At 61.0% G+C, this 22,945-nt stretch carries 23 protein-coding genes; 9 read left to right on the top strand and 14 right to left on the bottom strand.

The window, feature by feature from the left end; genetic code table 11:
* Window positions 1-41: 41 nt before the first annotated feature.
* Genes sctU through sctW form a run of 11 tightly spaced genes read right to left on the bottom strand, consistent with a single transcriptional unit; the run spans window position 42 to window position 10,369 of the window.
* Window positions 42-1,133: a type III secretion system export apparatus subunit SctU gene (gene sctU, locus ACVHNU_RS10755; protein WP_473019676.1), complete on the bottom strand. Its 1,092-nt coding sequence runs from the start codon at window positions 1,131-1,133 to the stop codon at window positions 42-44.
* Window positions 1,130-1,930: a type III secretion system export apparatus subunit SctT gene (gene sctT, locus ACVHNU_RS10750; RefSeq protein WP_473019675.1), complete on the bottom strand. Its 801-nt coding sequence runs from the start codon at window positions 1,928-1,930 to the stop codon at window positions 1,130-1,132. Before sctT ends, sctU begins: the two co-directional genes overlap by 4 nt.
* 1 nt (window position 1,931) lies before the next feature.
* The gene (gene sctS / locus ACVHNU_RS10745) at window positions 1,932-2,192 is read right to left on the bottom strand and encodes a type III secretion system export apparatus subunit SctS (RefSeq protein ID WP_003225065.1); all 261 of its coding nucleotides are present in this window, start codon (window positions 2,190-2,192) and stop codon (window positions 1,932-1,934) included.
* A 7-nt stretch (window positions 2,193-2,199) separates the two neighbouring features.
* Complete coding sequence (sctR, locus tag ACVHNU_RS10740) at window positions 2,200-2,853, bottom strand: type III secretion system export apparatus subunit SctR (RefSeq protein ID WP_003225064.1); 654 nt, start codon at window positions 2,851-2,853, stop codon at window positions 2,200-2,202.
* A complete protein-coding gene (gene sctQ, locus ACVHNU_RS10735; protein WP_473019674.1) occupies window positions 2,850-3,881 on the bottom strand; it encodes a type III secretion system cytoplasmic ring protein SctQ in 1,032 nt (343 codons plus the stop codon). Before sctQ ends, sctR begins: the two co-directional genes overlap by 4 nt.
* 1 nt (window position 3,882) lies before the next feature.
* Window positions 3,883-4,434, bottom strand: coding sequence for a type III secretion system HrpP C-terminal domain-containing protein (locus ACVHNU_RS10730; RefSeq protein ID WP_473019673.1), 552 nt, complete (start codon window positions 4,432-4,434; stop codon window positions 3,883-3,885).
* On the bottom strand, window positions 4,431-4,883 hold the full coding sequence (locus tag ACVHNU_RS10725) for a type III secretion protein (RefSeq protein WP_201137614.1): 453 nt from the start codon (window positions 4,881-4,883) through the stop codon (window positions 4,431-4,433). The genes ACVHNU_RS10730 and ACVHNU_RS10725 overlap by 4 nt, the downstream gene beginning before the upstream one ends.
* Complete coding sequence (locus ACVHNU_RS10720) at window positions 4,870-6,225, bottom strand: FliI/YscN family ATPase (RefSeq protein WP_338802041.1); 1,356 nt, start codon at window positions 6,223-6,225, stop codon at window positions 4,870-4,872. Before ACVHNU_RS10720 ends, ACVHNU_RS10725 begins: the two co-directional genes overlap by 14 nt.
* Entirely contained in the window at window positions 6,225-7,157 is a 933-nt protein-coding gene (locus ACVHNU_RS10715) for an FHA domain-containing protein (RefSeq protein ID WP_473019672.1), read from the bottom strand. Before ACVHNU_RS10715 ends, ACVHNU_RS10720 begins: the two co-directional genes overlap by 1 nt.
* A gap of 12 nt (window positions 7,158-7,169) precedes the next feature.
* On the bottom strand, window positions 7,170-9,263 hold the full coding sequence (gene sctV, locus ACVHNU_RS10710) for a type III secretion system export apparatus subunit SctV (protein WP_003225053.1): 2,094 nt from the start codon (window positions 9,261-9,263) through the stop codon (window positions 7,170-7,172).
* A complete protein-coding gene (sctW, locus tag ACVHNU_RS10705) occupies window positions 9,260-10,369 on the bottom strand; it encodes a type III secretion system gatekeeper subunit SctW (protein ID WP_003225051.1) in 1,110 nt (369 codons plus the stop codon). The genes sctV and sctW overlap by 4 nt, the downstream gene beginning before the upstream one ends.
* Window positions 10,370-10,634: 265 nt before the next feature.
* Here sctW and ACVHNU_RS10700 point away from each other — a divergent pair, with 265 nt between their 5' ends.
* The gene (locus tag ACVHNU_RS10700) at window positions 10,635-11,192 is read left to right on the top strand and encodes an RNA polymerase sigma factor (RefSeq protein ID WP_103483498.1); all 558 of its coding nucleotides are present in this window, start codon (window positions 10,635-10,637) and stop codon (window positions 11,190-11,192) included.
* Window positions 11,189-11,737 carry a GNAT family N-acetyltransferase gene (locus ACVHNU_RS10695; protein WP_226499285.1) on the top strand — a complete coding sequence of 183 codons (549 nt, stop codon included), beginning with the start codon at window positions 11,189-11,191 and terminating at the stop codon, window positions 11,735-11,737. Before ACVHNU_RS10700 ends, ACVHNU_RS10695 begins: the two co-directional genes overlap by 4 nt.
* A 77-nt stretch (window positions 11,738-11,814) precedes the next feature.
* Here ACVHNU_RS10695 and argP read toward each other — a convergent pair whose 3' ends face one another.
* The gene (argP, locus tag ACVHNU_RS10690; RefSeq protein WP_103483496.1) at window positions 11,815-12,741 is read right to left on the bottom strand and encodes an HTH-type transcriptional regulator ArgP; all 927 of its coding nucleotides are present in this window, start codon (window positions 12,739-12,741) and stop codon (window positions 11,815-11,817) included.
* Window positions 12,742-12,840: 99 nt separating this feature from the next.
* Here argP and ACVHNU_RS10685 point away from each other — a divergent pair, with 99 nt between their 5' ends.
* Window positions 12,841-13,251: a hypothetical protein gene (locus ACVHNU_RS10685; RefSeq protein ID WP_473019671.1), complete on the top strand. Its 411-nt coding sequence runs from the start codon at window positions 12,841-12,843 to the stop codon at window positions 13,249-13,251.
* Between the two features lie 66 nt (window positions 13,252-13,317).
* Window positions 13,318-13,602, top strand: coding sequence for a hypothetical protein (locus tag ACVHNU_RS10680; protein ID WP_003225039.1), 285 nt, complete (start codon window positions 13,318-13,320; stop codon window positions 13,600-13,602).
* Window positions 13,603-13,634: 32 nt separating this feature from the next.
* Here the strand turns inward: ACVHNU_RS10680 and ACVHNU_RS10675 are convergent, their stop codons facing one another.
* Window positions 13,635-14,003: a hypothetical protein gene (locus ACVHNU_RS10675; protein ID WP_473019670.1), complete on the bottom strand. Its 369-nt coding sequence runs from the start codon at window positions 14,001-14,003 to the stop codon at window positions 13,635-13,637.
* Between the two features lie 273 nt (window positions 14,004-14,276).
* Here ACVHNU_RS10675 and ACVHNU_RS10670 point away from each other — a divergent pair, with 273 nt between their 5' ends.
* Complete coding sequence (locus tag ACVHNU_RS10670) at window positions 14,277-15,455, top strand: sugar transporter (protein ID WP_473019669.1); 1,179 nt, start codon at window positions 14,277-14,279, stop codon at window positions 15,453-15,455.
* A 50-nt stretch (window positions 15,456-15,505) separates the two neighbouring features.
* On the opposite strand, the gene ACVHNU_RS10665 is transcribed toward ACVHNU_RS10670, so the two are convergent.
* The gene (locus ACVHNU_RS10665) at window positions 15,506-16,435 is read right to left on the bottom strand and encodes a LysR family transcriptional regulator (RefSeq protein WP_007963542.1); all 930 of its coding nucleotides are present in this window, start codon (window positions 16,433-16,435) and stop codon (window positions 15,506-15,508) included.
* Window positions 16,436-16,705: 270 nt separating this feature from the next.
* Here ACVHNU_RS10665 and ACVHNU_RS10660 point away from each other — a divergent pair, with 270 nt between their 5' ends.
* The 4 genes from ACVHNU_RS10660 to pgm all read left to right on the top strand — a co-directional run bounded on the left by ACVHNU_RS10660 (window position 16,706) and on the right by pgm (window position 22,928).
* Window positions 16,706-17,728 (top strand): zinc-dependent alcohol dehydrogenase family protein, encoded by a 1,023-nt coding sequence (locus tag ACVHNU_RS10660; protein ID WP_103483494.1) that lies wholly within the window; start codon window positions 16,706-16,708, stop codon window positions 17,726-17,728.
* A 547-nt stretch (window positions 17,729-18,275) separates the two neighbouring features.
* Window positions 18,276-19,736, top strand: a complete 1,461-nt coding sequence (locus ACVHNU_RS10655; protein WP_473019668.1) for a hypothetical protein — start codon at window positions 18,276-18,278, stop codon at window positions 19,734-19,736.
* Between the two features lie 48 nt (window positions 19,737-19,784).
* Window positions 19,785-21,185 (top strand): aminotransferase-like domain-containing protein, encoded by a 1,401-nt coding sequence (locus tag ACVHNU_RS10650; RefSeq protein WP_473019667.1) that lies wholly within the window; start codon window positions 19,785-19,787, stop codon window positions 21,183-21,185.
* Window positions 21,186-21,281: 96 nt separating this feature from the next.
* Entirely contained in the window at window positions 21,282-22,928 is a 1,647-nt protein-coding gene (pgm, locus tag ACVHNU_RS10645; RefSeq protein ID WP_473019666.1) for a phosphoglucomutase (alpha-D-glucose-1,6-bisphosphate-dependent), read from the top strand.
* Window positions 22,929-22,945: the final 17 nt, after the last annotated feature.

The raw sequence follows: 22,945 nt of genomic DNA, 5'->3' as shown, positions 1-22,945 counted from the left end.
TGCCCTGAGTGGCCGTCGCCGAGAGCTGGTTCCTTGGTGGTTCAGTAGGGTGTGCCGGGCATTTCAATGGTCTGCTCCTGCAGCTGATCGTCGAGTTCACGCAGCAGGCGATAGACCTGAGCCACCGCTTGCAGGGTTTCACGCGGGATGAACTGGCCGACTTCGCTGCGATACAGCGTGCGCGCCAGCCACACATAACGAATCACCGGCACGCCGGCCGCCCGGGCGCGCTCGATCAGCTCCCGCGCCTCGGCATCGTGGCCCTTGCCGATGATGCGTGGCAGCGGGGTTTGCTGCGGGCGATAGAACAACGCCACGGCATAGTGGGTCGGGTTGACCAGCAGCAAATCGGCTTCTTCCACCGGCGCCTTGGCCGCAGCCGCGCCGGCCGGCTGCTGGAGCATTTCCCGGGCCAGTGACTTGCGGTGCGACTTCATGTGCGGGTCGCCTTCCATTTGCTTGAATTCCTTGCGCAGGTCTTCGTGGCTCATGCGCTGACCCTTGATGAAAAAGTACTTCTGCAGGGCGAAGTCCACCACCGCCAGCACCAGCAGCAAACCCAGGCAGATACGGGAGAGGCGGCGAAACAGGGCGATCATGGCTTGCCAGTAAGTGTCCAGGTCAGCACTGGCCAGACTGATCAGATCGCCCAGCGCCGGCGGCAACACCAGGTACAGGACCACACCGATCAGCAACGCCTTGCACAGGCTGTTGAGCAGGTTGAACAACTGGCGCGAAGAGAACATCTGCTTGAACTGATTCAGTGGATTGAGCCGCTCGAAATCCAGCTTGAGCGCTTCGGGCGCGAACAGCGGCCCGAACTGCACCCAGCCACCGATCAGGCGCATGGCCACGGCAATCCCCAGCACTGGCAGCATGAACAGCAGCAAGTCCCAGCCGGCCTTGGTCAACACCTCGCCGACGCCGGCGCCGAACGGCCGGCCGATCTGCTGCAGGGGCAGGTTCATCAGCGCCTTGAGCCTGGCGATGCCGCCGTCGGCCAGTCCCAGGATCAGCTCGAGCAGTGCGCCGAAGATCAGCAGTTTGGGCACGTCCTGGCTTTGGCCTACCTGACCTTTCTTGCGGGCATCGGCGAGTTTTTTCTGCGTCGGCTGCTCGGTTTTTTCGCTCATGGCGTGGCCTTGAGCAGCAAGGGCAGCAGGTGTTTGAAGTCACCCAACTGCGCCAACTGGCCCTGGCCGAGCCAGCACAGCATCGGCAGATAGAGCACCAGAAAGCCCAGACCGACCAGGCTTTTTGCCGGCATCGCCAGCGTCGACACCTGCAACTGCGGGCTGTACAGGCTGAGAATCGCCATGCCGAACTCGATCAGCAACAACAAGCCCACCAGCGGCGCGGCGTACAGCACCATGCAGCGAAAGGTGCTGGCGAGCAGTTTCAGGTAAAGATCCCAGCCATCCGTAGCGGGCATTGGCAGCCAGTGATTGGCCGGCCACACCGCGTAGCTGTCCCAGATCACCTGCGTCAGCGCGGCATAACCGCCGCCGAGGATCAGCAACAGAATCAACAGTTGCTTGAACATGTGCCCCAGTTCCGAGGTGTTGTCGCCCAATGCCGGGTTGATCTGGCCGCCGATCAGCGCACCGCGCTGGTTGTCGAACAGGCAGCCGATGGACTCAAACATCCAGAACGGCATCGCCAGCAGCAGGCCCAGCAGCAGGCCGATCAGGCTCTCTTTCAAGACCAGCCCGCCAAGGTCGATCCAACCCAGGTCGTGACCGGCCAGACTGGCGCGGATGCCTGGCATCGGCACCAGCGCCAACGCCAGGACGATGGCGTGGCGCAGCATGCCCTTGATCTCGCGAAAGGCGAACGCCGGCACCAGCAACAGGCAGGGATAGAGGCGCGCCATGCCTAACGTCAGAGCGAGGATGGATTCGGAGACTTCAGTGAAGGCCGGCTGGAACATTTCAGGCCCTCGTCTGCGCGATCATGCTGAATGCCAGGTTGGCCAATTGCATCAACTCGACGCCAATCCAGCGCCCGGTCAACGCCAGAGCGATGCCCACGGCGACCAGTTTGATCGCGAACGGCAGGGTCTGGTCCTGCAACTGCATGACCGCTTGCAGCAACGAGGTCAGCACGCCGACGATCACCGCCACGATCAACGGCGGCGCCGACAGCACCACCACCAGCAACATTGCCTGCTTGAACAGCGTCAATGTATCCATGGCGCCCTCACAGGTAGCTGTAGAAAAGGCCATCGAGCAGGCGTGTCCAGCCATCGACCAGCACGAACAGCAGGATCTTCAACGGCAGGGAAATGGTCATCGGCGCCACCATTTGCATGCCCAGCGCGAGCAGGATGTTGGAGACGATCAGGTCGATCACGATGAAGGGCACGTAGATCAGAAAACCGATCTGGAACCCGGCCTGCAACTCCGAGAGCACGAACGCCGGGACAATCAGCAACAGGTCGTCGCGGCTGGCCTTGGCCGCCATCGGCGCCGGCCACATGCGCTGAGTGTTTTCCAGCAGATGGGTCTGGATGTCGGGATCGACATTGCGTGACATGAACAGGCGCAACGGCTCCAGCACCTGGGTGCCGGCGCTTTGCATGGCGCTGAAGTTGTCCATGCGTTGCGGCAACTGCCGGAAGCGCTGGCCCATGTCGTTGAACACCGGCGCCATAATGAACAGCGTCGCCGCCAGCGCGATGCCGTACAGCGCCATGTTCGGCGGTGCCTGCTGCACACCGATGGCGTTGCGGGTAATCAGCAGCACCATGGAAATCTTCAGGAACGCGGTGCAGATCATCATCAGCAGCGGCACCAGCGACAGGGCGCCGAGGAACAGGGCGAGGGTCAGCGGGTCGACATCCTGCACATTCACAGGCGCGGCTCCAGCCGGGTGATCTGCAAGCCCAGACGGCCTTCGATGTCGACCAGTTCACCCTGCGCCAGCACCCGCTCGCCGTGGCATAACGTGGCTTCACCCGGGGTGCAGCCGTTGAATCGCAGCACCGAGCCGACCCCCAGATTACGCAACTGGCCGAGGCTCAAGTGGAGGCTGCCGGCACGCAAGGTCAGGGCCAGCGGCAGGTCGTCAAAGCGCGTGGATTCTGCACCCGGCGCTGAGGGCTGTACCTCGCTGGGCATGGGTTGATCGGCGAGGGCGAAGTGATCCAGAGAGGCATTCATCGTCAGGTCTTCCAGTTCGGTGAGGGTGAAGTGCAGGGCAGTGCCCGGCAATTGACGCAGGTGCAGACGGCAGGCGCCGATCTGCAGGCTGCCCTGGCCGTCGGCGCTGAACAGGGCCTGGTGGATAAGCAGAACATCACCCGGTTGCAAGTCGAGTAATTCGCCGCGACTCAGGCTGCAATGTCCCAGCAGCAACGGGATATGCACGGGCCAGATCGGCTCGTTGTCGTTGCCGGGATTGCTTTGCCAGGCCGCGTTTTCGAGCCAGCGCAGCAAGGTCTCGGCGCTGATTCGCAGACGGCTGGTGTGGGTGCCCAGCGTCGCGCCGCGCAGCTCCAGCAGACAGTCCAGCCCCGGCACGGGCGGTGCAATGACCGTTTGCAACGGGCTCCATATCGCCTGCAGTTCAGGGGCCAGATACTGGTTGTACAGCGGCCAGTACCAGGAGCATTGCGTGCTGGCAGTCAGTGGGTCGGCAAGGATCGCCGGGCATGCGGAGATCGCACTCAGCAGTGGTTCTGCGTTGTCCAGCCAGAACCGGCCGCAAACTGATTCGAGCGCTGTGGCGGGCTCGCTATTGAAGGCGGCCGGGGCCAGCCGTAGATGAAGGGTAGTGGGCGCCGGTTGCGTCAGGTTCAGGCACAGGCCCGCGCCCAAACGCTCGCGCACCTGGGCTTCGGCCCACGACAGGTTGCGCAGGCGCAACGCTTGCACGGTCATGTCAAACGCCCTCCCGGTGCAGCCGCAGGCGCACCGCGCGTCCCAATTGCCGGGCAAGCCACGCCGCGCTGGTCTGTTGCAGCGGTTCGACTTGGCACCACGCATCCGGAGCCATGTGCACGGCGATTTCCAGCGCCGCGCCGTGGTGGATGACATTGACCTTGACCGGGCCAAGGTTGGGCAGCTCCAGATGCGCTTCGAGTACGCCGGGTTGCGGATCATCCAGATGCTGCTCCAGACGTTCCAGCAGTGCTTGCCACCAATCGATGTCGCGCTGCTCCAGTGCCGCCGCACTGTCTGCGGAGGAACCGGAATTCTGCTGCTGCGGCTCCTGAAAACCGGCACCGCCAAAGTCGGCCAGCAGGCCTCGGTCGAGGTTGCCCAGGGTGTCCAGCAAGTGTTCGAAATGCTCGCTCTCGTCACGAATTTCACCGCGCAGATCCTGGCGCCGTTCGGTTCTGGCGGGCCAGGTCGAGGCCGTGGTTTCCTGACGTGGGCGCGGGGCTTCGGGCATACGCGGTGGCGGTTTGAGCGTGGCGTGGCGCGGATTCATGAGGCATCCCGTGCGAGGTCGCGCAAATAGTCGAGTTTCTCCACATCGCGCTGGCGCCGCCGCAATTGCTGCTCGCTGTCCTCCGTCCATTGCTGCTGTTGCCGATGTTCGTCCTGCAAGGCCTGATAGCTTTGCTCGACCCGCTCGATTTTGCGCAGAGCCTGCTGTTCGCCGACCAGCCACTGGTTCATCTCGGTGAGCAGCAGACGCCGATTGACGTGGGCGTCGCGTTGGTCAATGCGACCTTGCTGGTGTTGGTCACGCAGCTCGCGCAGCTCACCGGCCAATTGTTCGAGCCGGCCGTGCAAGGCGCTGAGCACCGAGCGTTGGCGTTGCCAGGCTTGTTCGGCCATGGTCAAACGGTGGCGGCGGATCGGCAGTAGCAGATCGAGCGTCGGTGTCAGGTCGGCATTGGCCGGGGTCTGGTAATCGGAATCAGACTGGAGCATGGGCGGTTACCTGCAGAAGGTGATCCAGGGTTTCATCGAGCGTCACCGGCTCGCGCAGCGATTGCTGGAGGAAGGCCTCGATGCGGGCGCGAGCGTCCACGGCGCAATCGGTCAGCGGGTCGTTGCCAGGCTGGTACTCGCCGAGCTTGATGAGCATTTCCACTTGCTGATAAGCAGCCATCAGTCGGCGCAACTGTGTGGCCCCGTGTTGCTGTTCGGTTCCCACCACATTGCTCATTGTCCGGCTCAGGCTGGCGAGAATGTCCACCGCCGGGTAATGCCCGCGTTCGGCCAGGCGCCGGGACAGCACGATGTGGCCGTCGAGCAGCGAGCGCACCTCGTCGGCGACCGGATCGTTCATCGAGTCCTGTTCGATCAGCACCGAATACAGCGCGGTGATGACGCCGTCGTGGGTGCGCCCGGCGCGTTCCACCAGACGCGGCAACAGGCTGTAGACCGACGGCGGCAAGCCACCGCGCCCGGCCGGCTCACCGCTGGCCAGACCGATCTCGCGCTGGGCACGGGCAAAGCGGGTCAGCGAGTCAATGATCAGCAGCGTCGATTTGCCCTGCTGGCGGAAGCCCTCGGCAATCGCCGTGGCGGTGAACGCAGCGCGGGCGCGCTCCATGCTGCTGCGGTCGGAGGTGGCGCAGACCAGCACGGTGCGGCTGCGCAGTTCGGCATCCAGTTCATGGTCGAGAAACTCACGCAGCTCGCGTCCGCGCTCGCCGATCAAGCCAAACACGATGGCCTGACACGGGGTATTGCGTGCCAGTTCGGCGAGCAGGGTGGTCTTGCCGCAGCCGGCACCGGCGAATATCCCCACCCGCTGGCCTTCACCCAGCGTCAGCAGACCGTCAATGGCGCGCAGCCCGGTGGCCAGCGGTGCTTCGATTCGCGGGCGCTCGCTGGCGGCGGGGGCATCGCGAATCACCGGCAGCGCGCCAATCACCCCGGCCTCGGCAAACGCCTGCGGGCCTTCGCCGTTGAGCGCGCGGCCAAAGCCGTCGAGCACGCAGCCTAAAAGGTGATCGCCGACCAGCAGACTGTGCGGCTGGAACAGTGGTGTGACTCGCGCGCCAATGGCTATCCCGTCCAGCGCGCCGAGGGCCGCCAGCAACGTGTGTTCACGGTCGAACCCGACGATTTCGGCCATCACCTCGCTGCCGTCGGCACGCTGGATCTGGCACAGATCGCCGATCCGCGCCCGGGGCATGCGGCTGTGCAGCAAAATGCCGCTGACCCCGGTGATGCGCCCGTGGATCGCTACCGGTGCGCAGTGTTCGATCCGTTGCCGATGTTGCCCGCACCATTGCTGCAACTGTGCGATGGCATCCTGCATCACCAGCTCACCTCGATGCGCCGATCACCTTCGAACACCACTTGATGTTCGCTGATGCCGACCAGCCGCACGCCAGCCACTTCGTCGCCGAGAAACAAGCGCCGGCCATCGCTGGTCAACACGTTGGGCAAGCGCGCCAGACTGATCTGGACAATGCTGAACGGCAGCAGCGGGGTGGCTTCGGGCAGGTCGCTGAGCACCTGCAACGGGCTGCGATACTGCTGCTCGAAACGCAGCAGCATGCGTTCGGTCGATTGCAGCAGATCGTCCTCGTCGAAACGGCCTTTGAGCAGGATTTTGCCCGGTTGCTCGACGAGGCTGATCCGGCTCTGCAACTCACGCTCGTTGAGCATGTCTTGCAGAACCTGACGGACTTCGGCGGCATCCTTGAGCGCGGTTCGGCCCGGCACTGGCAGCGGCGTCGGCGGTTGCGCCGGGGTGTTGATGCCCCAGATCAATGTGGCGAGAAACAGCAACAGCGCACCCAGCAACAGCAATGGGCCGAGCAGCGAACGCGAGCGTGTCGGGGCGGCTATGTCAGCGTCGCGCTCCGCATTCATGGGCGGCAATGGGGTTTCTGTCGATGCCTGCGGCTGATCTTCAGGCTCGTCCTCGGCGGGCCATTCGGTGTTGGCACTGACCACCGACAACCAGACACCATTGAGGGCAAACGGCGTGCCCGGTTGCAGGGTGGCGATGGCATCGACCTTGTGCCCCTCGCTGTCGGTGACCGGGCCGTCCTTGCGGGCCAGCGACCAGGTGTCGTCGACCAGCCGCAGCAGGCAGTGGCGATCCTTGATGCCGGGGTCGTACAACGCCAGGTCGGCGCTCTGGGCCGAACCGATGCACCATTCGCCACCGCTCAACGGCAGCGCCGCCCCCCGGTGCAAACCGGTGAGCACGCGCAGCTCATACATCATCTCGGGTTTCATCGCATCACTCCGTCAGGCCATCAAGGCATGGGCTTCTTGCAGATCGAGGCGTCCCAGCACCTGTACCTGCACCGAGGACAGCAACTCGGCGAATGACAGCACCGGAACATGGTTGAATTCATCCCTGAGCAAACCGTGCAACGGGCTGCGCAGGTCCTGCGCCACCAGCAGCACCGGCGCCGGTCGCGAGCGCAGCGGGAAAGCGTGGCGCAGTTGTTCGAGCAGGGCATTGCCCAGTTCCGGTTCGAGGGCAAACCAGGCTTCGTTCTGGCTCTGGCGCAGGGCGTCGCGCAGCAGCACTTCGGTTTCCGGGGTGATCAGCCACGCATTGAGCGCACCTTGTTCTGTGTGCTGGTGGCAGATTTGTGCCTTGAGGGCGATGCGCACGTAATCGGTGAGGGCGTTCAGGTCGCGTTCGTGTTGCCCTTGTTCGATCAGCGTCTCGGCAATCGGCCGCACCGAGCGCAGCGACACCAGCTCGGCGGACAGCCGTTGCAGCACGGCGGCGAAACGCGCCAGGGGCAGGGTACGTTGCAGCTCCTGCGCCAGCTCCGGCTGTTCGCTTTCGAGCCAGCCGAGGATCGCCTTGCTTTCCTGCAGACCAATGAACTGCGGGCCGGTGGCCTGGAAGGCGCGGCTCATGCGTTCGAGGATCAGTTCCTCGGCACTGACCGGCTCGACACTGCTCATGCGCAACAGCGCATGGTCGGGGGCAAACCACACCCATTCACTTTCATCACGCTCCGCGCGCCCCGGCTCGCCGTCGTGCAGCTCCCCGCACTGGCGCAGATGCACGGCTTGCAGGGTTTCACTCCAGGTGGCGCGAATCAGCGGCACTTCGTAGACGCAGAATCGAAATTCGTCTTCGGCGCAATCCTCGCTGAACTCCAGATCGAACGAAGGCAAGGTCAAGCCGAAACGGTGCACCAGGGTGTTACGTCGCTGGCGAATGCCGTGCAGCAAACGCTCCAGCGCCGCACTGCCTTTGTGGGCGGGATGGAACTGCAACAAATAGGCGCGGGACGGATTGAAGCGGCGGATGTCTTCGCGGCCATTGAGCTCGGGCGCGCCATTGCGGGTGGCGCCGTCGTGATCCTGGAGAATCTGCTTCTGGCGAATGCGCCACAGCTGAATCAGGCCACTGAACAGGCAGATCAGGCTGATGCTGATGAACACCAGACTGGGCATGCCGGGGATCGCGGCAAAGCCGAGCATGCCGATCGAGGAAAACACCCAGGCCTTGGGCTGACTGGTCAATTGTTCGGCGATTTCATGGCCGATGTTGGCGTCGCCGGCCTGACTGTCCGGCGCCACCCGGGTGATGATCATGCCGGCAGTCAGGGAAATCAGCAGCGCGGGAATCTGCGCGATCAGGCCGTCGCCGATGGTCAGCACCGAGTACAGGTGCATGGCGTCGGAGGCCTGCATGCCGTTTTGCAGCACGCCGATGGAGAAGCCGCCGATCAGGTTGATAAAGACGATCACCAGACCGGCGATGGCGTCACCTTTGACGAATTTCATCGCACCGTCCATGGCGCCGAACAACTGACTTTCCTTGGACAGTTGCTCGCGCCGCTGACGGGCTTCACGCACGTTGATCAGGTTGGCGCGCAGGTCGCTGTCGATCGACATCTGTTTGCCGGGCATGGCATCCAGGGTGAAGCGCGCGGCGACTTCGGCCACCCGTTCCGAGCCCTTGGTGATCACCAGAAAGTTGACGATGGTCAGGATCAGGAAGATCACCAGACCCACCGCCAGATTGCCGCCCACCACGAAACTGCCGAAGGCTTCGACGATGTGCCCCGCATCCTGTTGCAGCAGGATCAGGCGGGTGGTGGCGATCGACAGCGACAGCCGAAACATGGTGGTCAGCAATAGCACCGCCGGAAACGTCGAGAACGCCAGCGGTCGCGGCAGGTACATGGCCAGCACGATCAGCAGCGAAGAGATGCAGATGTTCAGCGCGATCAGCACGTCGACCAATGCGGTGGGCAGCGGCAGGATCATCATGAACACGATGGCCATGACCATCACGGCGCCGACAATTTCGGTGCGGCGCATCACCGCCAGCGCCAGGCGGTTGAGGGCGTGGATCAGGCGATTCATTGCAGACCTCGCCCCGGCTCGACCAGCCCCATGGCCTGGCGTTCTTGCCGGGCCAGTTGCTCCATCAGGTTATGCAACAGGCGCAGGCCGTTTTGCCGGGTCTTGAGGTCTTTCCACAACACCAGCGGCAGGTTTTGCAGCAGTGGATAGAGGCCGTTGAAATACAGCGGCTGCAAGTGCGGAGCGTTGTCCAGGGTGTCATCGCTGAGCAGCGTCAGGTCGCGGGCGAAGAAACCGTTGGCACAAAAGCGCAGCAGCCGTTTGCTCATGGCCAGCGGCGTCATGCTTTCGCGGCGTTGTTTCTGGCTCAAACGCTGCAACAGGTCGTGGCAAGCCTTGATCAGATTGTTGAGCTGCCCGCAGGAGCCCAAGCCGCGCAACATCGAGCCGAGAACGTTACCGGGCAACGAGGGCGAAAGGGCGGCGATGTCGTCCGCCAGCGCCCGTTGCAAGGTGCGCAGGCCGCGGGCGAATTGCTCTTCACTGAAGTGTTCGAGCAGGGCTTCGAGCAGGCTGGCCAAGGGTTGCTGGCCGACGATGGCTTTGTAGTAGAGCTGACGCATCGCCGCCCGTTGCTGCGGGTCGCGGCTGAACAGGGCGATGGCGCTGGCGGTATTGAAGCCCGCTCGGATTTTGTCACCGTGCACCAGACGCAATTCGTCGATCAGCTCGCGCGTGTTCTGCGCCTCGCCGTCCAGACCTTCAGCCAATGACAGGCGCATCGCCTGTTGCAGCAGAATGTCGGTGCGCGCCGGATCGTTGTCCGCGACGCTCAGCGCCGCCTGCAGCGACGGCTGCTGTTGCAGTTGCTGCTGCATGCGCCGCGCCTGTTGTTCGAGGCTCGGCTGGTCGCCGTGATCAAGCAGGCGATAGAGCTCGACGAGCTTCTCGATGCGCTCCACGCGCTGCCCTCGGGAAGCATCGCTGATGTGGCGCTCGTCGAGGCTCTTGCTGTGGCGCTCGATGCTTTCGCTGAACTTCAGGGCCACCTCTTCCATGGAGTCGATCAGCGGGTTCTTCGCCGTGGCCGCAGTGGCTTCGGTGCCAAACAGCGGACGCGGCAGCAAGTCCAGTGGCAGGGCATCGTTGTAGTTGGAAATTTTCATGGAGGCGCACGTTCCACCGCTATTCAGGTGTGCAGTGAGTGGCGTTTGCCGGCGTCCGGTTCCCTGGGCGCGAAGCGGCCCGTTTGACTGTGCAAGAACTGGCACAAGCATTTTGTCGAAAGTGCAACAAATGGCAAAAAACGCGCTTTTCGGTTTTTAAAAGTGTTTAAAAACAACACGTTGGAAAAGTACCAAGGTTGGTACGCTCGCTGCTCTCTATCCCTCCCGCCACTGTCGGCATAGCGTGAGTGATGAGGGAACAAGCGTGGAATCGAGTAGTGTTCAAACGGAAGCGAAAGTCATTGCCGCCATCGAACTGGACCTGGGCGGACTGGCACACAGCAGCGAGAAAAAGCTGCGCGGTTTCATCAATAAGCGAGTGTTCAACCCGGCCGATGTCGATGACCTGATGCAGATGACTTATCTGGAAGCCTGGCGCAACCAGCACAAGTACACCGGGGCGTCGAAACCGGAAACCTGGCTGTTCGGCATTGCCACTAACCTGGTCAGCAACCACTTCAAGAACTTCTATCGCCGGCCGCAGTGCGCGGTGCTGGAAGAGGCGGGCATCGAAAGTCTGGAATATGGCCACGACCCGAGCCAGGTCAGCGAGCACCAGCGCCTGCTCAGGCGCACGCTGGAGGCCATCGACGACTTGTCGGTGGACATGCGCGCGGTGATCGATCTGGTGGTGGATTCCGACATCAGCTATCAGGACGCCGCGCAGCAACTGGGCGTGCCCATCGGCACGGTGCGTTCACGTCTGGCCAGGGCTCGGGGCCAGTTGAAGTCCAGTGTCTACACCGGGAGGGCCAGCGCATGAACGGATTTCGTCATAGCCAACCCATGACCCTGCCACGCGGTGTGCGTGAGTCCTGCGATGCCGACCTGCCGGCGATGATGGAGATCTTCAACGAAACCGCCGGCACGGGTGCCAACTCGCCAGTGACCCGGCCGATGACGCTTGAGGAAGTGACTTTCTATATCAATCTGTACAAGCGCGATGGCCTGCCCGTCTACGTGCTTGAACGCGGCGGCGAAGTGGTCGGCTGGCTGTCGATCAACCGCTTCAGTTGGGGCACCCAGGCCTGTCGCAACACCGGCGAAACCGCCATTTATGTGCGCGCCGATCGCTACGGCAGTGGTATTGGCGTGCGCCTGGGCCATGCGACGGTGATCCTCGGGCGTCAGTTTGGCCTGGAAACCCTGGTCGCCTGGATCATGGCCGCCAACGTGCCTAGCCAGCACATCGTGCAATCCATCGGCGCGGTACTCTGGGCCCGCTTGCCAGGTATCGCCCGGTTTGGCGAGGAGCGGGCGGACGTGTTGCTGTTTGGTCTACCGTTGTTTGAGGATGGGCCGGACTGAGGGCAGATGTGCATCTGCTGCTGTGCAGCGGTGACTCGCGTCGCCGCTGCCGAGGGCAGCCTCGGCAGCGGCGCTGGTTACTTCCTAGACATGGTCGAGCGCTTCACCGGTCCTTTGCTGCTCAAGATCCGTCGTGCGGCATGTACCGCGCGCTCGGAGAGCATTTCCATGCGCGGTGATTGCAGCGCCCACGCATGCCAGTACAGTTCGACATCGGTGAAATGCCCCGGCGCCACATCCACCAGTTCGCGACTTTTCAGCAAATCGCTGACCTGCATATACGGCACCATGCCGTAGCCGAGTCCGCGGCGAATGGCTTTCAGACGAGCCTCTGGCAGTGACAGGTAGTGCGTGGGGTAAGCGTCTGCGTGCAGGCCGAAGCGTGACTGCATGAACTCCGACTGCAGGGTGTCTTTGCGCGAATAGGCAAATACCGGCGCCTTGCGTGCCGCCGCGCGGGTCAGGCCTTTGGCAAACCAGCGCTGCTGAAACTCCGGCGATGCGACCAACTGGTAACGCACCGGACCCAGCAGCTCAGCGAAACAACCGCGCATAGGCTGCGAACGCGTGCCGATGCAGCCGATGACCTGGCCGCTTTCCAGCAAGGCATAGGTGTGATCCTGATCGTCGACCACGACGTCGAGCAAAATATTCTCGCTGACGAATATCTCGGCCAGTGCCGGAAAGAACCATGTCGCCAGCGTGTCGCCATTGACGGCAATGACCACGCGCAGGTGATCCTGTTCATCGCCGGTCAGCTCGTTCAGCAGTTCTTCTTCGAGCACGGTTGCACGGCGCAGATAGAGCATCAGTTTTCTGCCCGCCAGCGTCGGCTCGCACGGGCGACCGCGCACCACCACCGAGCTGCCCAAGCGAACTTCAAGGGCGTGTATGCGTTGCGACACCGCCGACGGCGTCACGTTAAGACGTTCCGCAGCCTTCTCGAAACTGCCGCTGTCGACCACGGCGAGGAACGCCTGCATCTGTTTTGCGTCGAGTTGCATGGCTGTCGCTCTGGTTAAGTATTTCTAATCGTTACTGAAAGATACTGCGTTTTTCTTCACTTAAACATAGTGCTGCTCAATCATTGCTCGGCGGCGACAGTGAGCGGTTTCAACCCGCGCAAAACACTGCACCGGGTGTCATCCGATTTTCCGAATGACAGCAATGAGGCTTTATTCACAGAGAAAGGTGGGCGTGATGAGCATTCAAATATGCAGCGTCCGATACTTGCCATGAAACTCAATATGATCATCGCTGTGAGCGCCATTGCATTGGTCGGCAACTATGTCTGGCAATCCCACGACCTGAAACTCGGTCCTTATGAGTATCAGGTCTCGGCAAAAACACAGCCGTCCCGCCACACTCATTCCGAGGCCCGTCGGATGGCGCTTAGCGGCGCCGGGAAGAAGTGCGCTTCGCTCGGCAAGCAGATCGACGTGTTTGACGTGCAATCGCGCTTGCCGCTCGATCCCGGGAATGACGTGGCTAACGTGACATTCGTCTGCAAGTGATCGCTGTTTCGGCGATTCGAGCCAGCCAGGAACATTGCAACTTTTAATCTATCGGCGGTACACACCATGAAGTTATTGATGATTGCGTTGCTTGCGACGCTGTTGAGCGCCTGTGTGACATCTGTGCATGACTGGTCCAGACCCGGCGCGAGTGCCGCTGATATCCAGCACGACAAAGCTGAATGCCAGTACCAGGCCAAGGCCGCGACCGCCAGCTACCATTCAAGCCCTGCTGCAAACGATACAACTCACGGCATGGGCAGTGCCGTGGGTGACGGGATCGTCATTGCGGAAAAACAGATCGACCTGACGAATGATTGCATGCGCGTCAAAGGCTACTCAGGGCAATGAGCGAGGCAGATGGTCTCATTCAAGACCTCGCCTTATTGACCGATGCATACCGTGTTGGACTTGGTTCGTGTGGTTTGGCCATCGGCTGACGCGTCACCCTGAACATCGACGCTTTCGGTGGTATTACATTCCTGCATGGCGGGTTTCGCGGTCTTCTGTTGCCACTCCCGATCTTGCTGGGCTTGCCAATCGGCAACGGCTTTCTTGCGTTTCTGGTCGGAGATCATCATGCAGTTTGCAAACTCGGTAGAGCCTTGTACGTAGCCGTAACCGGCGCATGTCTGACGGTCTTCAGCCGCTTGTTGTTCAGCGCTCATGCAACCGCTTAACGTGGCGGCAGCGCTGAATGTCAGGAAAAGGAGGGGAATGGCGCGTGCAGCGCAGGTATGAGGCGATTTCATGGGAATTTCCAGGAAGTGAGGTCATACATTCAGGGGCTGCACGTCCTGGTCCGCTGGCCTGATGCCTGTGCTTGAGGGATCGAGGGGCACTCGAAAGTGAACGTCGAGTGCTTCAACCCGTTGGACAAGTCACCAAATCTTTATAGTACAGTCGTCATCGAACCACCTGTCGTATGAGGCTTTTCGGCAATGGGTGTACAAAAAACCGACAGATGGGCACGGATCGCATGCGTACAATTACGCACGATCATCGAAGAGTAATACGACGTTTAAATGAGTGATTCTACGGCGACAAACAACGGCAACTGGTACGCAGTGATTGCCCTGGCACTGGCTGCGTTTGTGTTCAACACCACCGAGTTTGTACCGGTCGGTCTGTTGAGTTCGATCGGCAGCAGCTTCGACATGTCGACCGCGCAGGTTGGCCTGATGTTGACTATCTATGCGTGGGTGGTGTCTTTGACGTCGCTGCCGATCATGCTGCTGACACGCAATGTCGAGCGCCGACGGCTGTTGATCGTGCTGTTTGGAATGTTTATCGCCAGTCACATTCTGTCGAGTCTGGCGACCAGCTTCGGTGTGTTGCTGGTGAGCCGGATCGGTGTGGCGCTGTCGCATGCGCTGTTCTGGTCGATCACCGCGTCTCTGGCCGTACGCCTCGCGCCGCCGGGCAAACAGGTTCAGGCCTTGGGTTTGCTGGCAACCGGTACTTCGCTGGCGATGGTGCTGGGCATTCCCCTCGGCCGCTTGTTGGGCGAGGCCATGGGCTGGCGCACCACGTTCATCGTGATCGCCGGCTTTGCGGCGGCGCTGGTGTTCTGTCTGGCAAAGGTGCTGCCGTTGTTGCCCAGTCAGAACTCCGGCTCGCTCAAGAGTCTGCCCGTGTTGTTGAAGCGGCCGGCACTGGTGGCCATCTATGTGCTGACGGCGCTGGTCGTGACGGCACAGTTCACCGCCTACAGCTACATCGAACCGTTCGTTCTGACCGTGGCGGGCATGAGCGGCGATGTGGTTACGCTCCTGCTGTTGTTGTTCGGCGGCGCCGGGATTTTCGGCTCGCTGCTATTCAGCTACCTGCACAGCTATAACCCGCAGCGCTTTCTGATCATCTGCGTGTCGTTGCTCGCCTTGTGCCTGGCTTCGCTGTTGCCGCTGAGCGGCAACGTCTCATACCTCGGCGTGCTGAGTGTGTTCTGGGGGATGGCGATCATGGGCTTCGGGCTGGCGTTGCAGTCGAAGGTCCTGGTGCTGGCTCCGGACGCTACCGACGTGGCGATGGCGTTGTTTTCCGGGATCTACAACATCGGTATCGGCGGCGGGGCACTGGTCGGGAGTTGGGTGGGGAGTCAGTTTGGCTTTGCTTACATTGGGGTGGTGGGCGGGATGCTGGCGGTGTCGGCGCTGGCGTTTTACTGCCTGTCGCTGTATCGCCTGGCCCGGTCCGTGGCTTGAGTTCAAGGACTACAAGCCGCCGGGCGCATTTCATTTAAAACGTTGCCTGCTTAATGTGCAGGCAACTCGAGACTGTCCGGGTCGCCGAAGAACATCTGAATCCGCGACCGTAACCAACGCTCCCCGGGATCATTATCCTGCGACCCGCGCCACGCCATGTGCAGCTCAAACGTGCGCGTCGGCAACGGCGGGTCTTCCGCCCGCACGCCACCGGCGGCCGTCAGTGCATCGGCGGTGTAATCCGGTACGGTGGCGACGATGTCGGTGCCGGCGAGCAACGTACTCAAACCGTTGAATTGCGGCACGGCCAGCACCACATGGCGCTTGCGCCCGAGCTTCTCCAGTTCCTCATCAATAAAACCACTGAGGTCGCCGGCGAACGACACCAGCGCATGCGGGCGCGCGCAATAGTCATCCAGGCTCAGCGGGCCGGGCACGGTGTCGGCGCGCAGCAGTTTCGGCTGGCTGCGACGCAGCACCTTGCGTTTGGCGTTGGCCGGCAGGTCAGTGGTGTAGCTGACGCCGATGGAGATTTCGCCAGAAGCCAGCAGCCCCGGCATCAATATGTAGTTGACCCGACGCACGACCAGCACGATGCCCGGTGCTTCGGCGCGCAGACGTTTGAGCAGCATTGGCAGCAGGGCGAATTCGACGTCGTCGGACAGGCCGATACGGAATACCGAAGTGCTGGTGGCCGGATCGAACTCAGCCGCACGGCTGACGGCGGTGGAAATCGAGTCGAGCGCCGGGGAGAGCAGGGCAAAGATCTCCACCGCGCGGGCGGACGGTTCCATGCTGCGCCCGGTGCGCACAAACAACGGGTCATCGAAAAGGCTGCGCAGGCGCGAGAGCGCCGCACTGATTGCCGGCTGGCCAAGAAAAAGCTTCTCGGCGGCGCGGGTCACGCTGCGTTCGTGCATCAGAGTTTCGAATACGATCAACAGGTTCAGGTCGACACGACGCAGGTCATTACGATTCATCTGGAGTCCTGGCAGAGTCATCAAGCTTGACGAGAGCGGCCATATGAGAACAATGGCCGGCATGAATATTACGGGGAAAGGCTGGTACTCTGCACCGCTAAATTCAGCTTTACCGAGCCGGTTGCGGTATTTTTTTCATCGATTTTGCCAATGCCGTCCATACTGCGGAATCAATGACAGGCATGTCGACTATTAATAGCCACTGATAGTCTTGGGTCAAAAGCCCAGATAGAGTTCAGGGCATTAGAGGTTACTTTGACGAGGTTTGCGATGTCCCGCACGATCCGTTTTCACAAGTTTGGTCCGGCCGAGGTGCTCAAATGCGAAGAGCATGCGGCCGCTCAGCCAGGTCCCGGCGAAGTGCAGGTGCGTGTCGAAGCGATCGGCATCAGCTGGTACGACATTCTCTGGCGTCAGAACCTGGCCTCGTCCCAGGCGCGCCTGCCGTCTGGTCTCGGCCATGAAATGGCCGGTGTGGTGACCGCCGTCGGTGACGGTATCGGCGATCTGTCGGTTGGCGACAAGGTGGCCAGTTTCCCGGCGCAAAGTCCGAACGACTATCCGGTGTATGGCGAGCAGATCGTGCTGCCACGCACCGCGCTGACCCGCTATCCGGATGTGCTCAGCCCGGTAGAAGCCAGCGTGCATTACACACCGCTGTTGATCGCCTATTTTGCCTACGCCGATCTGGCACGGGTCAAACCCGGGCAGTTTGCCCTGGTCACTGACGCCAGCCATTGCGCCGGCCCGTCCTTTGTCCAGTTGGGCAAAGCCTTGGGTGTGCGGGTGATCGCGGCGACAAAAACCGCTGAAGAGCGCGAATATCTGCTGTCGCTGGGTGCCGAGAAAGTCATCGTCACCGAGGAAGAAGATCTGTTGATGCGCATCAACAAGATCACCGACAGCCGTGGTGTCGACGTGGTATTCGATGGTCTCGGCGGCCCGCAGATGTCGTTGCTAGGCGATGTGCTCGCCCCACGTGGCAGCCTGGTTCTGTACGGTCTGCAGGGTGGTAACCAGACACCATTCCCGGCGTGTGCGGCGTTCCAGAAAAACATTCAGTTCTTCGTACACTGCATCGGTAACTTCACCGGTAAGCCCGAGCTGGGCATCACCCAGGACCACGTCGCCTTGCAGCGTGCCCTGCGTGACATCAATCAGCTCACCGCCGACCGCGTACTGCTGCCACTCAAGACTCGGGTCTTCCCGTTCAACGAGTTCGTCGAAGCACATCGCTACATGGACGAATGCCCATGCCGCGAACGGGTCGCCCTTCAGGTCGAACCTGCGTAACGCCCTCCAAACAGAGTCCGTGGCCCCACGGACTCTTGCGTTGTACCCCTCGCAAATAATCAGACATACCGGACAGGGTGCGTGGCCGGTTGTGCATCTGAACCGGTTTTTGTCCGCTATCTGTATCTTCTAATCGGCATTTAAGCCCTGATAATTGAATGATTACTTTCATCTCAAGGAATGAGCCATGTCTGTGCATTCTGTTTTGTTTGCCGTGTTTAATATTTCCTCCTGTGGGCGATATACCGGTTTCTGTTTAATGGCTGTAGGTTATTTCCTATTGTCGTTCTGCTTTTCTTGTACTCAATGTTCGTGGGACGCTGTAAGAAGTTTCCTCAGATATTTTTCACTCAGGGAAAACTCAATGGTGACGGGGGTTTACGTCACCTAGAGTGGCGAAGATAACGACTTTCATGCGTCAAGTGTTTCAAATAACTTCAAAAGCATAAGTGTTAGTATTTGATCGTCTATTACTTATTGATGAATTTATTGCGCCAGCTTCACTGCTGATGCGCGATATGAATTTTTTACGCCGGGTAAAGTACTGATGAGCACGATCCATGATCAGGCAATGAACTATGTCTATCAGCAAGTATTGCAGCGTCTGCTGAGTTTCTTTTCCAGAGCCGAACGCACAGCATTGCAATTGCTGATTCAGCGGCTGGTGGTCGCCGCCGGTGGAATGGAGCGCATGGGTGAATACAAGGTCATGGTGACACCGTCCGGTACCCGTGACAGTTGCTATACCCTGGCGTTGCTGCGCGCCGCGCAGCTGAGTATCGCTGGTCGAGCGCCGGCCACTTTTCAGTTGCGTGTGGCCACATTGCGCTGGAGCGGAGCGGGGGCGGCGCCCGGAAATATGCACCGCAGCTTCGCCGCACTGTTTCTGTACGACGATCCCCGGGTCGAGTTGCTGATGGTGGATCATCGTCAGGTGTTGCCATTCAATCACCTGGCGCCGCCCGACAAGGACAGTACGGAAGCCAATCGCACCAACCTACTGATGATGGGGCATCGACGGGCTTCGGACGAAAAGCTTGAGTTGTGGGATGACGCATGCCTGGCCTGGGCGGAGTTTTGCGGCCAGATCGCCCGCTGGGGCAATGGTGTCGACGCCTGGGTTGCCAGCGAGTCGCCGCGTCGACAAAAGCAATTCATCGATAACCTCGATCGGGCGGTGCAAAAGGCGGGGCTCGGTGCGCTGCCGCCCAATGCCGGAACATTCGATGAGCTGTTCGCCTTGCTCGACGGATTGGGAGGGGACTTGTATCGTGGTTTTTACGCCGAATCCGAGCGCCGCTGCTGGCGTCCGGAAGACGGGTTCGAGTCATGCCGTCGCACAACGTTTGTCGACATTCACGACATGGCGGTGGGCAACCTGGAAGAACGCTGGCCGCTGCTCAGCGAGTTTCTCGGGTTTCAGGCAGAGGAGTGGGTGTTCCACCAGGGCGAGGGCGAATACGCCGACCCGTTGATCAAGGCCCATTTGCGCGGCCTGGAGGCGGAATTCCTCGACGGCCGCAGCTATGAAACCGGATTTTCCCAACATGTTCAGCACATGCTGGCGACCATGCAGCAGCAACGGGTGCCGGAACCGGTATGCGAGCAGATGATTGCCAGGTTGGGGCAACAGCCGGCGCTGGATGAACTGCGCGAGGCCGCGGCGAACTGCATTCACGCGACCTACGGCTTGAATGAAACCCAATGGGTCTGCCTGTTGTTCACGCCGTTCATTGACCGTGGTGCCGGCCTCGAGCGGTTCCTGCGCCGTTGTCATCCCGGCATGTTGGTGGCGATGCCCGATTTGCATCGTGCCATGCAGGGGCTGCACGGCCCGGAGCAAGTGCTGCAATGGATGACGGATGTCAGTGGTTTGCCGGTCAGGCTGATCAGTCGTCTCTACGCCATGGAGTCATTGCCGGTGCGTGGCGCCGCCCCGCACGCAGCAGACGCCGCGCACCAAACGGCTATCGACGCCAGCGTGGGTGAGCGATCAGCGGAACGTTGAGGTGAGCGCTCCATTCTTCGGCGCATCTGTGTCAACGGTATTGGGCTCATGAAGACTGCGCGGGAGCCCGGTTTTGCTTATCAGGCGGTCTATCGCTACCTGATGCGGCTGATAGCGGAGTCGTCCGGCGACGGCAACGCCAGGCTGCCGTCGTTGCGCCAGTTGGCCAATCGTCTGAACGTATCGATCTCGACCATTCAATACGCTTATTCGTTGCTGGAGAAGGAAGGCAGGATCTATTCAGTCGCCAAGTCCGGGTACTACGCCCGGGCGGTGGCGCAGGTTACGCAGCCAGCGTTCGGCAATGATCTGCTCGAAACGGTCTACGTCAATGCGCGGCGCCCTGGAATGCGATTGTTGAGTGCCGAAGATCCGGTTTCACTCCAATCGCTGGACAGCCCGTTGCTGTTGATGGAGCGCGAACTGCTGCGTCAGTATCCCCGGCAGCCACTGTTGCTCGGCCAGCCCTGTGGTGACTCGGAGTTGCGCGCTGCGCTGGCGGCCCGCTACACCACCTCGCCGAGGCAATGCTGGCATGCCGAGGATGTCTACATCGGTGCGGATCTGCGCGGGGTACTGGAAATCCTCGTTGCCGTTCTGCAACTCAAACACGCAACCGTTCTGGTCGAGTCGCCGTGTGACTGGTTGATACTGCGGTTGCTGCAGGCGGCAGAGGTGCGCGTGATCGAGCTGCCGTTGCTGGCCTGTGGCGGGCTGGAGCCGCAACTTCTGGAAACACTGCTCAAGACTGAAAACGTGCGGCTGATTCTCCTGTCGTCGGGCCTGAGCATGCCCCGTGGCACGCAGGTTCCTGCGGATAACCGCGACATCATTGCCGGACTGCTTCGCGAGCATGGCACCTGGGTGCTGGAAAATGATTGCTATGGCGAGCTTGGCGAGGGAGTGGACGGCGAGCGCTTGCGTGATCGGCTGGATCCTGACCGGCTGTTGATCTTCTCCTCCTTCGAGAAAATCATTGGCATCGAGGCCCCTTACGGGTTCGTGTTATCGCGCCAATGGAAAAACGAAATGCTGCGGCATTTTCTGATGCGATCATTCCGACTGTCCCCGATCCGTCAGAAAGCCATTTCCCGACTGTTTGGAAACGGCCGGATCGACCAGCACCTGCATGTACTTCGCAGGCTCCTCAGGGAGTGTCGGACCCCGATGATTCACTTGCTGCGCGAGCGTTTGGGCGATGCACTTCAGGTCGTCGAACCGCAAGGCGGTGCGACCGTCTGGGTACGGGCACTGCGTCCGGTGGACATGCGCGATGTGTTCCAGCGCCTGCTCCGACAACAGGTATTGATTGCGCCGGGCGAACTGTTCAGTTTGCAGGGATTGCACCGTCGCCATCTGCGCCTGAACCTGCTGGATCATAGTGACACCGGTTTGGCAGGGGCGATTGCACTGCTGGGCGATGCACTGCGGTTGGCACCTCTTGAATGAACGTTGAAATCTGTCGGATAGATCCCGTCGCGCTGTGGTCAAACTGCCAGTAAACTGCGCTGTATTTCCTGAACCACTCTATTTCAGAGGTTTTGCATGACTATCAGTCCTTTTGCGGGCAAACCGGCACCGGCAGAATTGTTGGTCGACATCCCGCGACTGGTAACGGCTTATTACACCGGCCAACCGGACGCTTCGATTTCCACCCAGCGTGTGGCGTTTGGTACTTCCGGGCACCGCGGCAGCTCCTTCGACCTGAGTTTCAATGAGTGGCACGTTCTGGCAATCAGCCAGGCGATCTGCCTGTACCGCGAAGCCCAGGGCATCGATGGCCCGTTGTTTGTGGGCATTGATACTCACGCACTGTCGACCCCGGCCGGGGCCAGCGCGCTGGAAGTGCTGGCGGCCAACGGCGTGACCGTGATGATCGCCGAAGGTGACGAATACACGCCAACCCCGGCGATTTCACACGCCATTCTCTGCTACAACCGTGGCCGCACTTCGGGCCTGGCGGATGGCATCGTGATTACGCCGTCGCACAATCCGCCGCAAAGCGGTGGCTACAAATACAACCCTACCAACGGTGGCCCGGCCGATACCCACATCACCAAGTGGATCGAAGCCAAGGCCAACGAACTGCTCGCCAACAAACTGGCCGGCGTCAAACGCATCAGCTACGAGCAGGCGCTCAAGGCCAGCACCACTCACCGTCACGATTATCTGAACACCTACGTTGCCGATCTGATCAACGTGATCGACTTCGATGCCATTCGTGACGCCAAGCTGCGTCTGGGTGTCGATCCGCTGGGCGGAGCAGGGGTGCGCTACTGGTCGGCGATTGCCGAGCATTACCGTCTTGATCTGGACGTGGTGAACAAGCAGGTCGATCCGACTTTCCGTTTCATGACGGTCGATTGGGACGGGCAGATCCGCATGGATCCTTCCTCCAGCCATGCCATGCAAGGTTTGATTGGTCTCAAGGAACGTTACGAGGTGGCCTTCGCCTGCGACCCGGATCACGACCGTCATGGCATCGTCACCCCTTCGGGTGGTCTGCTGGCGCCGAACAACTACCTGGCGGTGTCCATCGACTACCTGTTCCAGAATCGTCCGCAATGGCGCGCCGATGCCGCCGTGGGTAAAACCGTGGTCAGCAGCGGTCTGATCGATCGCGTGGCCAAGCGTCTGGGACGTCGTCTGTACGAAGTACCGGTCGGTTTCAAATGGTTCGCCGATGGCCTGTTTGACGGCTCGTTGGGTTTTGGTGGCGAGGAGAGTGCTGGCGCTTCGTTCCTGCGCAAGGATGGCGGCGTCTGGAGCACCGACAAGGACGGTTTGATTCCGGCGTTGTTGGCGGCTGAAATGACCGCCCGTACCGGCCGTGATCCAAGCCAGGCCTATCGCGCCCTGACCGATGAACTGGGCGAACCGTTCTCGGTGCGCGTCGATGCCAAGGCCAACCCTGAGCAGAAAGCGCTGCTGAGCAAGCTGTCGCCGGAGCAAGTGACTTCGACCGAGCTGGCAGGCGAGAAGATTCAGAGCATCCTCAGCCACGCGCCGGGCAACGATCAGGCCATTGGTGGCCTGAAGGTGATGACCGAAAACGGCTGGTTCGCCGCGCGACCTTCGGGTACTGAAGACATCTACAAGATCTACGCCGAAAGCTTCATTGGCGACGATCACCTCAAGCAACTGGTGGCCGAAGCGCAAACGCTGGTGGATGGCGCAATCAGCACCCAGTGATCTTCAGGGAGGTGAGT

It is taken from the genome of Pseudomonas sp. Ors-4-3C, from assembly GCF_055755035.1.
The sequence above is the reverse complement of the archived record's forward strand: the minus strand, read 5'-3'. Positions and strand labels throughout refer to the sequence as shown.

What these genes read in the sequence shown, in the direction of transcription:
- sctU (WP_473019676.1), bottom strand. Translation starts at nt 1,133, where the DNA reads ATGAGCGAAAAAACCGAGCAGCCGACGCAGAAAAAACTCGCCGATGCC.
- sctT (WP_473019675.1), bottom strand. Translation starts at nt 1,930, where the DNA reads ATGTTCCAGCCGGCCTTCACTGAAGTCTCCGAATCCATCCTCGCTCTG.
- sctS (WP_003225065.1), bottom strand. Translation starts at nt 2,192, where the DNA reads ATGGATACATTGACGCTGTTCAAGCAGGCAATGTTGCTGGTGGTGGTG.
- sctQ (WP_473019674.1), bottom strand. Translation starts at nt 3,881, where the DNA reads ATGACCGTGCAAGCGTTGCGCCTGCGCAACCTGTCGTGGGCCGAAGCC.
- ACVHNU_RS10730 (WP_473019673.1), bottom strand. Translation starts at nt 4,434, where the DNA reads ATGAATCCGCGCCACGCCACGCTCAAACCGCCACCGCGTATGCCCGAA.
- ACVHNU_RS10725 (WP_201137614.1), bottom strand. Translation starts at nt 4,883, where the DNA reads ATGCTCCAGTCTGATTCCGATTACCAGACCCCGGCCAATGCCGACCTG.
- ACVHNU_RS10720 (WP_338802041.1), bottom strand. Translation starts at nt 6,225, where the DNA reads ATGCAGGATGCCATCGCACAGTTGCAGCAATGGTGCGGGCAACATCGG.
- ACVHNU_RS10715 (WP_473019672.1), bottom strand. Translation starts at nt 7,157, where the DNA reads ATGAAACCCGAGATGATGTATGAGCTGCGCGTGCTCACCGGTTTGCAC.
- sctV (WP_003225053.1), bottom strand. Translation starts at nt 9,263, where the DNA reads ATGAATCGCCTGATCCACGCCCTCAACCGCCTGGCGCTGGCGGTGATG.
- sctW (WP_003225051.1), bottom strand. Translation starts at nt 10,369, where the DNA reads ATGAAAATTTCCAACTACAACGATGCCCTGCCACTGGACTTGCTGCCG.
- ACVHNU_RS10695 (WP_226499285.1), top strand. Translation starts at nt 11,189, where the DNA reads ATGAACGGATTTCGTCATAGCCAACCCATGACCCTGCCACGCGGTGTG.
- argP (WP_103483496.1), bottom strand. Translation starts at nt 12,741, where the DNA reads ATGCAACTCGACGCAAAACAGATGCAGGCGTTCCTCGCCGTGGTCGAC.
- ACVHNU_RS10680 (WP_003225039.1), top strand. Translation starts at nt 13,318, where the DNA reads ATGAAGTTATTGATGATTGCGTTGCTTGCGACGCTGTTGAGCGCCTGT.
- ACVHNU_RS10675 (WP_473019670.1), bottom strand. Translation starts at nt 14,003, where the DNA reads ATGAAATCGCCTCATACCTGCGCTGCACGCGCCATTCCCCTCCTTTTC.
- ACVHNU_RS10670 (WP_473019669.1), top strand. Translation starts at nt 14,277, where the DNA reads ATGAGTGATTCTACGGCGACAAACAACGGCAACTGGTACGCAGTGATT.
- ACVHNU_RS10665 (WP_007963542.1), bottom strand. Translation starts at nt 16,435, where the DNA reads ATGAATCGTAATGACCTGCGTCGTGTCGACCTGAACCTGTTGATCGTA.
- ACVHNU_RS10660 (WP_103483494.1), top strand. Translation starts at nt 16,706, where the DNA reads ATGTCCCGCACGATCCGTTTTCACAAGTTTGGTCCGGCCGAGGTGCTC.
- ACVHNU_RS10655 (WP_473019668.1), top strand. Translation starts at nt 18,276, where the DNA reads ATGAGCACGATCCATGATCAGGCAATGAACTATGTCTATCAGCAAGTA.
- ACVHNU_RS10650 (WP_473019667.1), top strand. Translation starts at nt 19,785, where the DNA reads ATGAAGACTGCGCGGGAGCCCGGTTTTGCTTATCAGGCGGTCTATCGC.
- pgm (WP_473019666.1), top strand. Translation starts at nt 21,282, where the DNA reads ATGACTATCAGTCCTTTTGCGGGCAAACCGGCACCGGCAGAATTGTTG.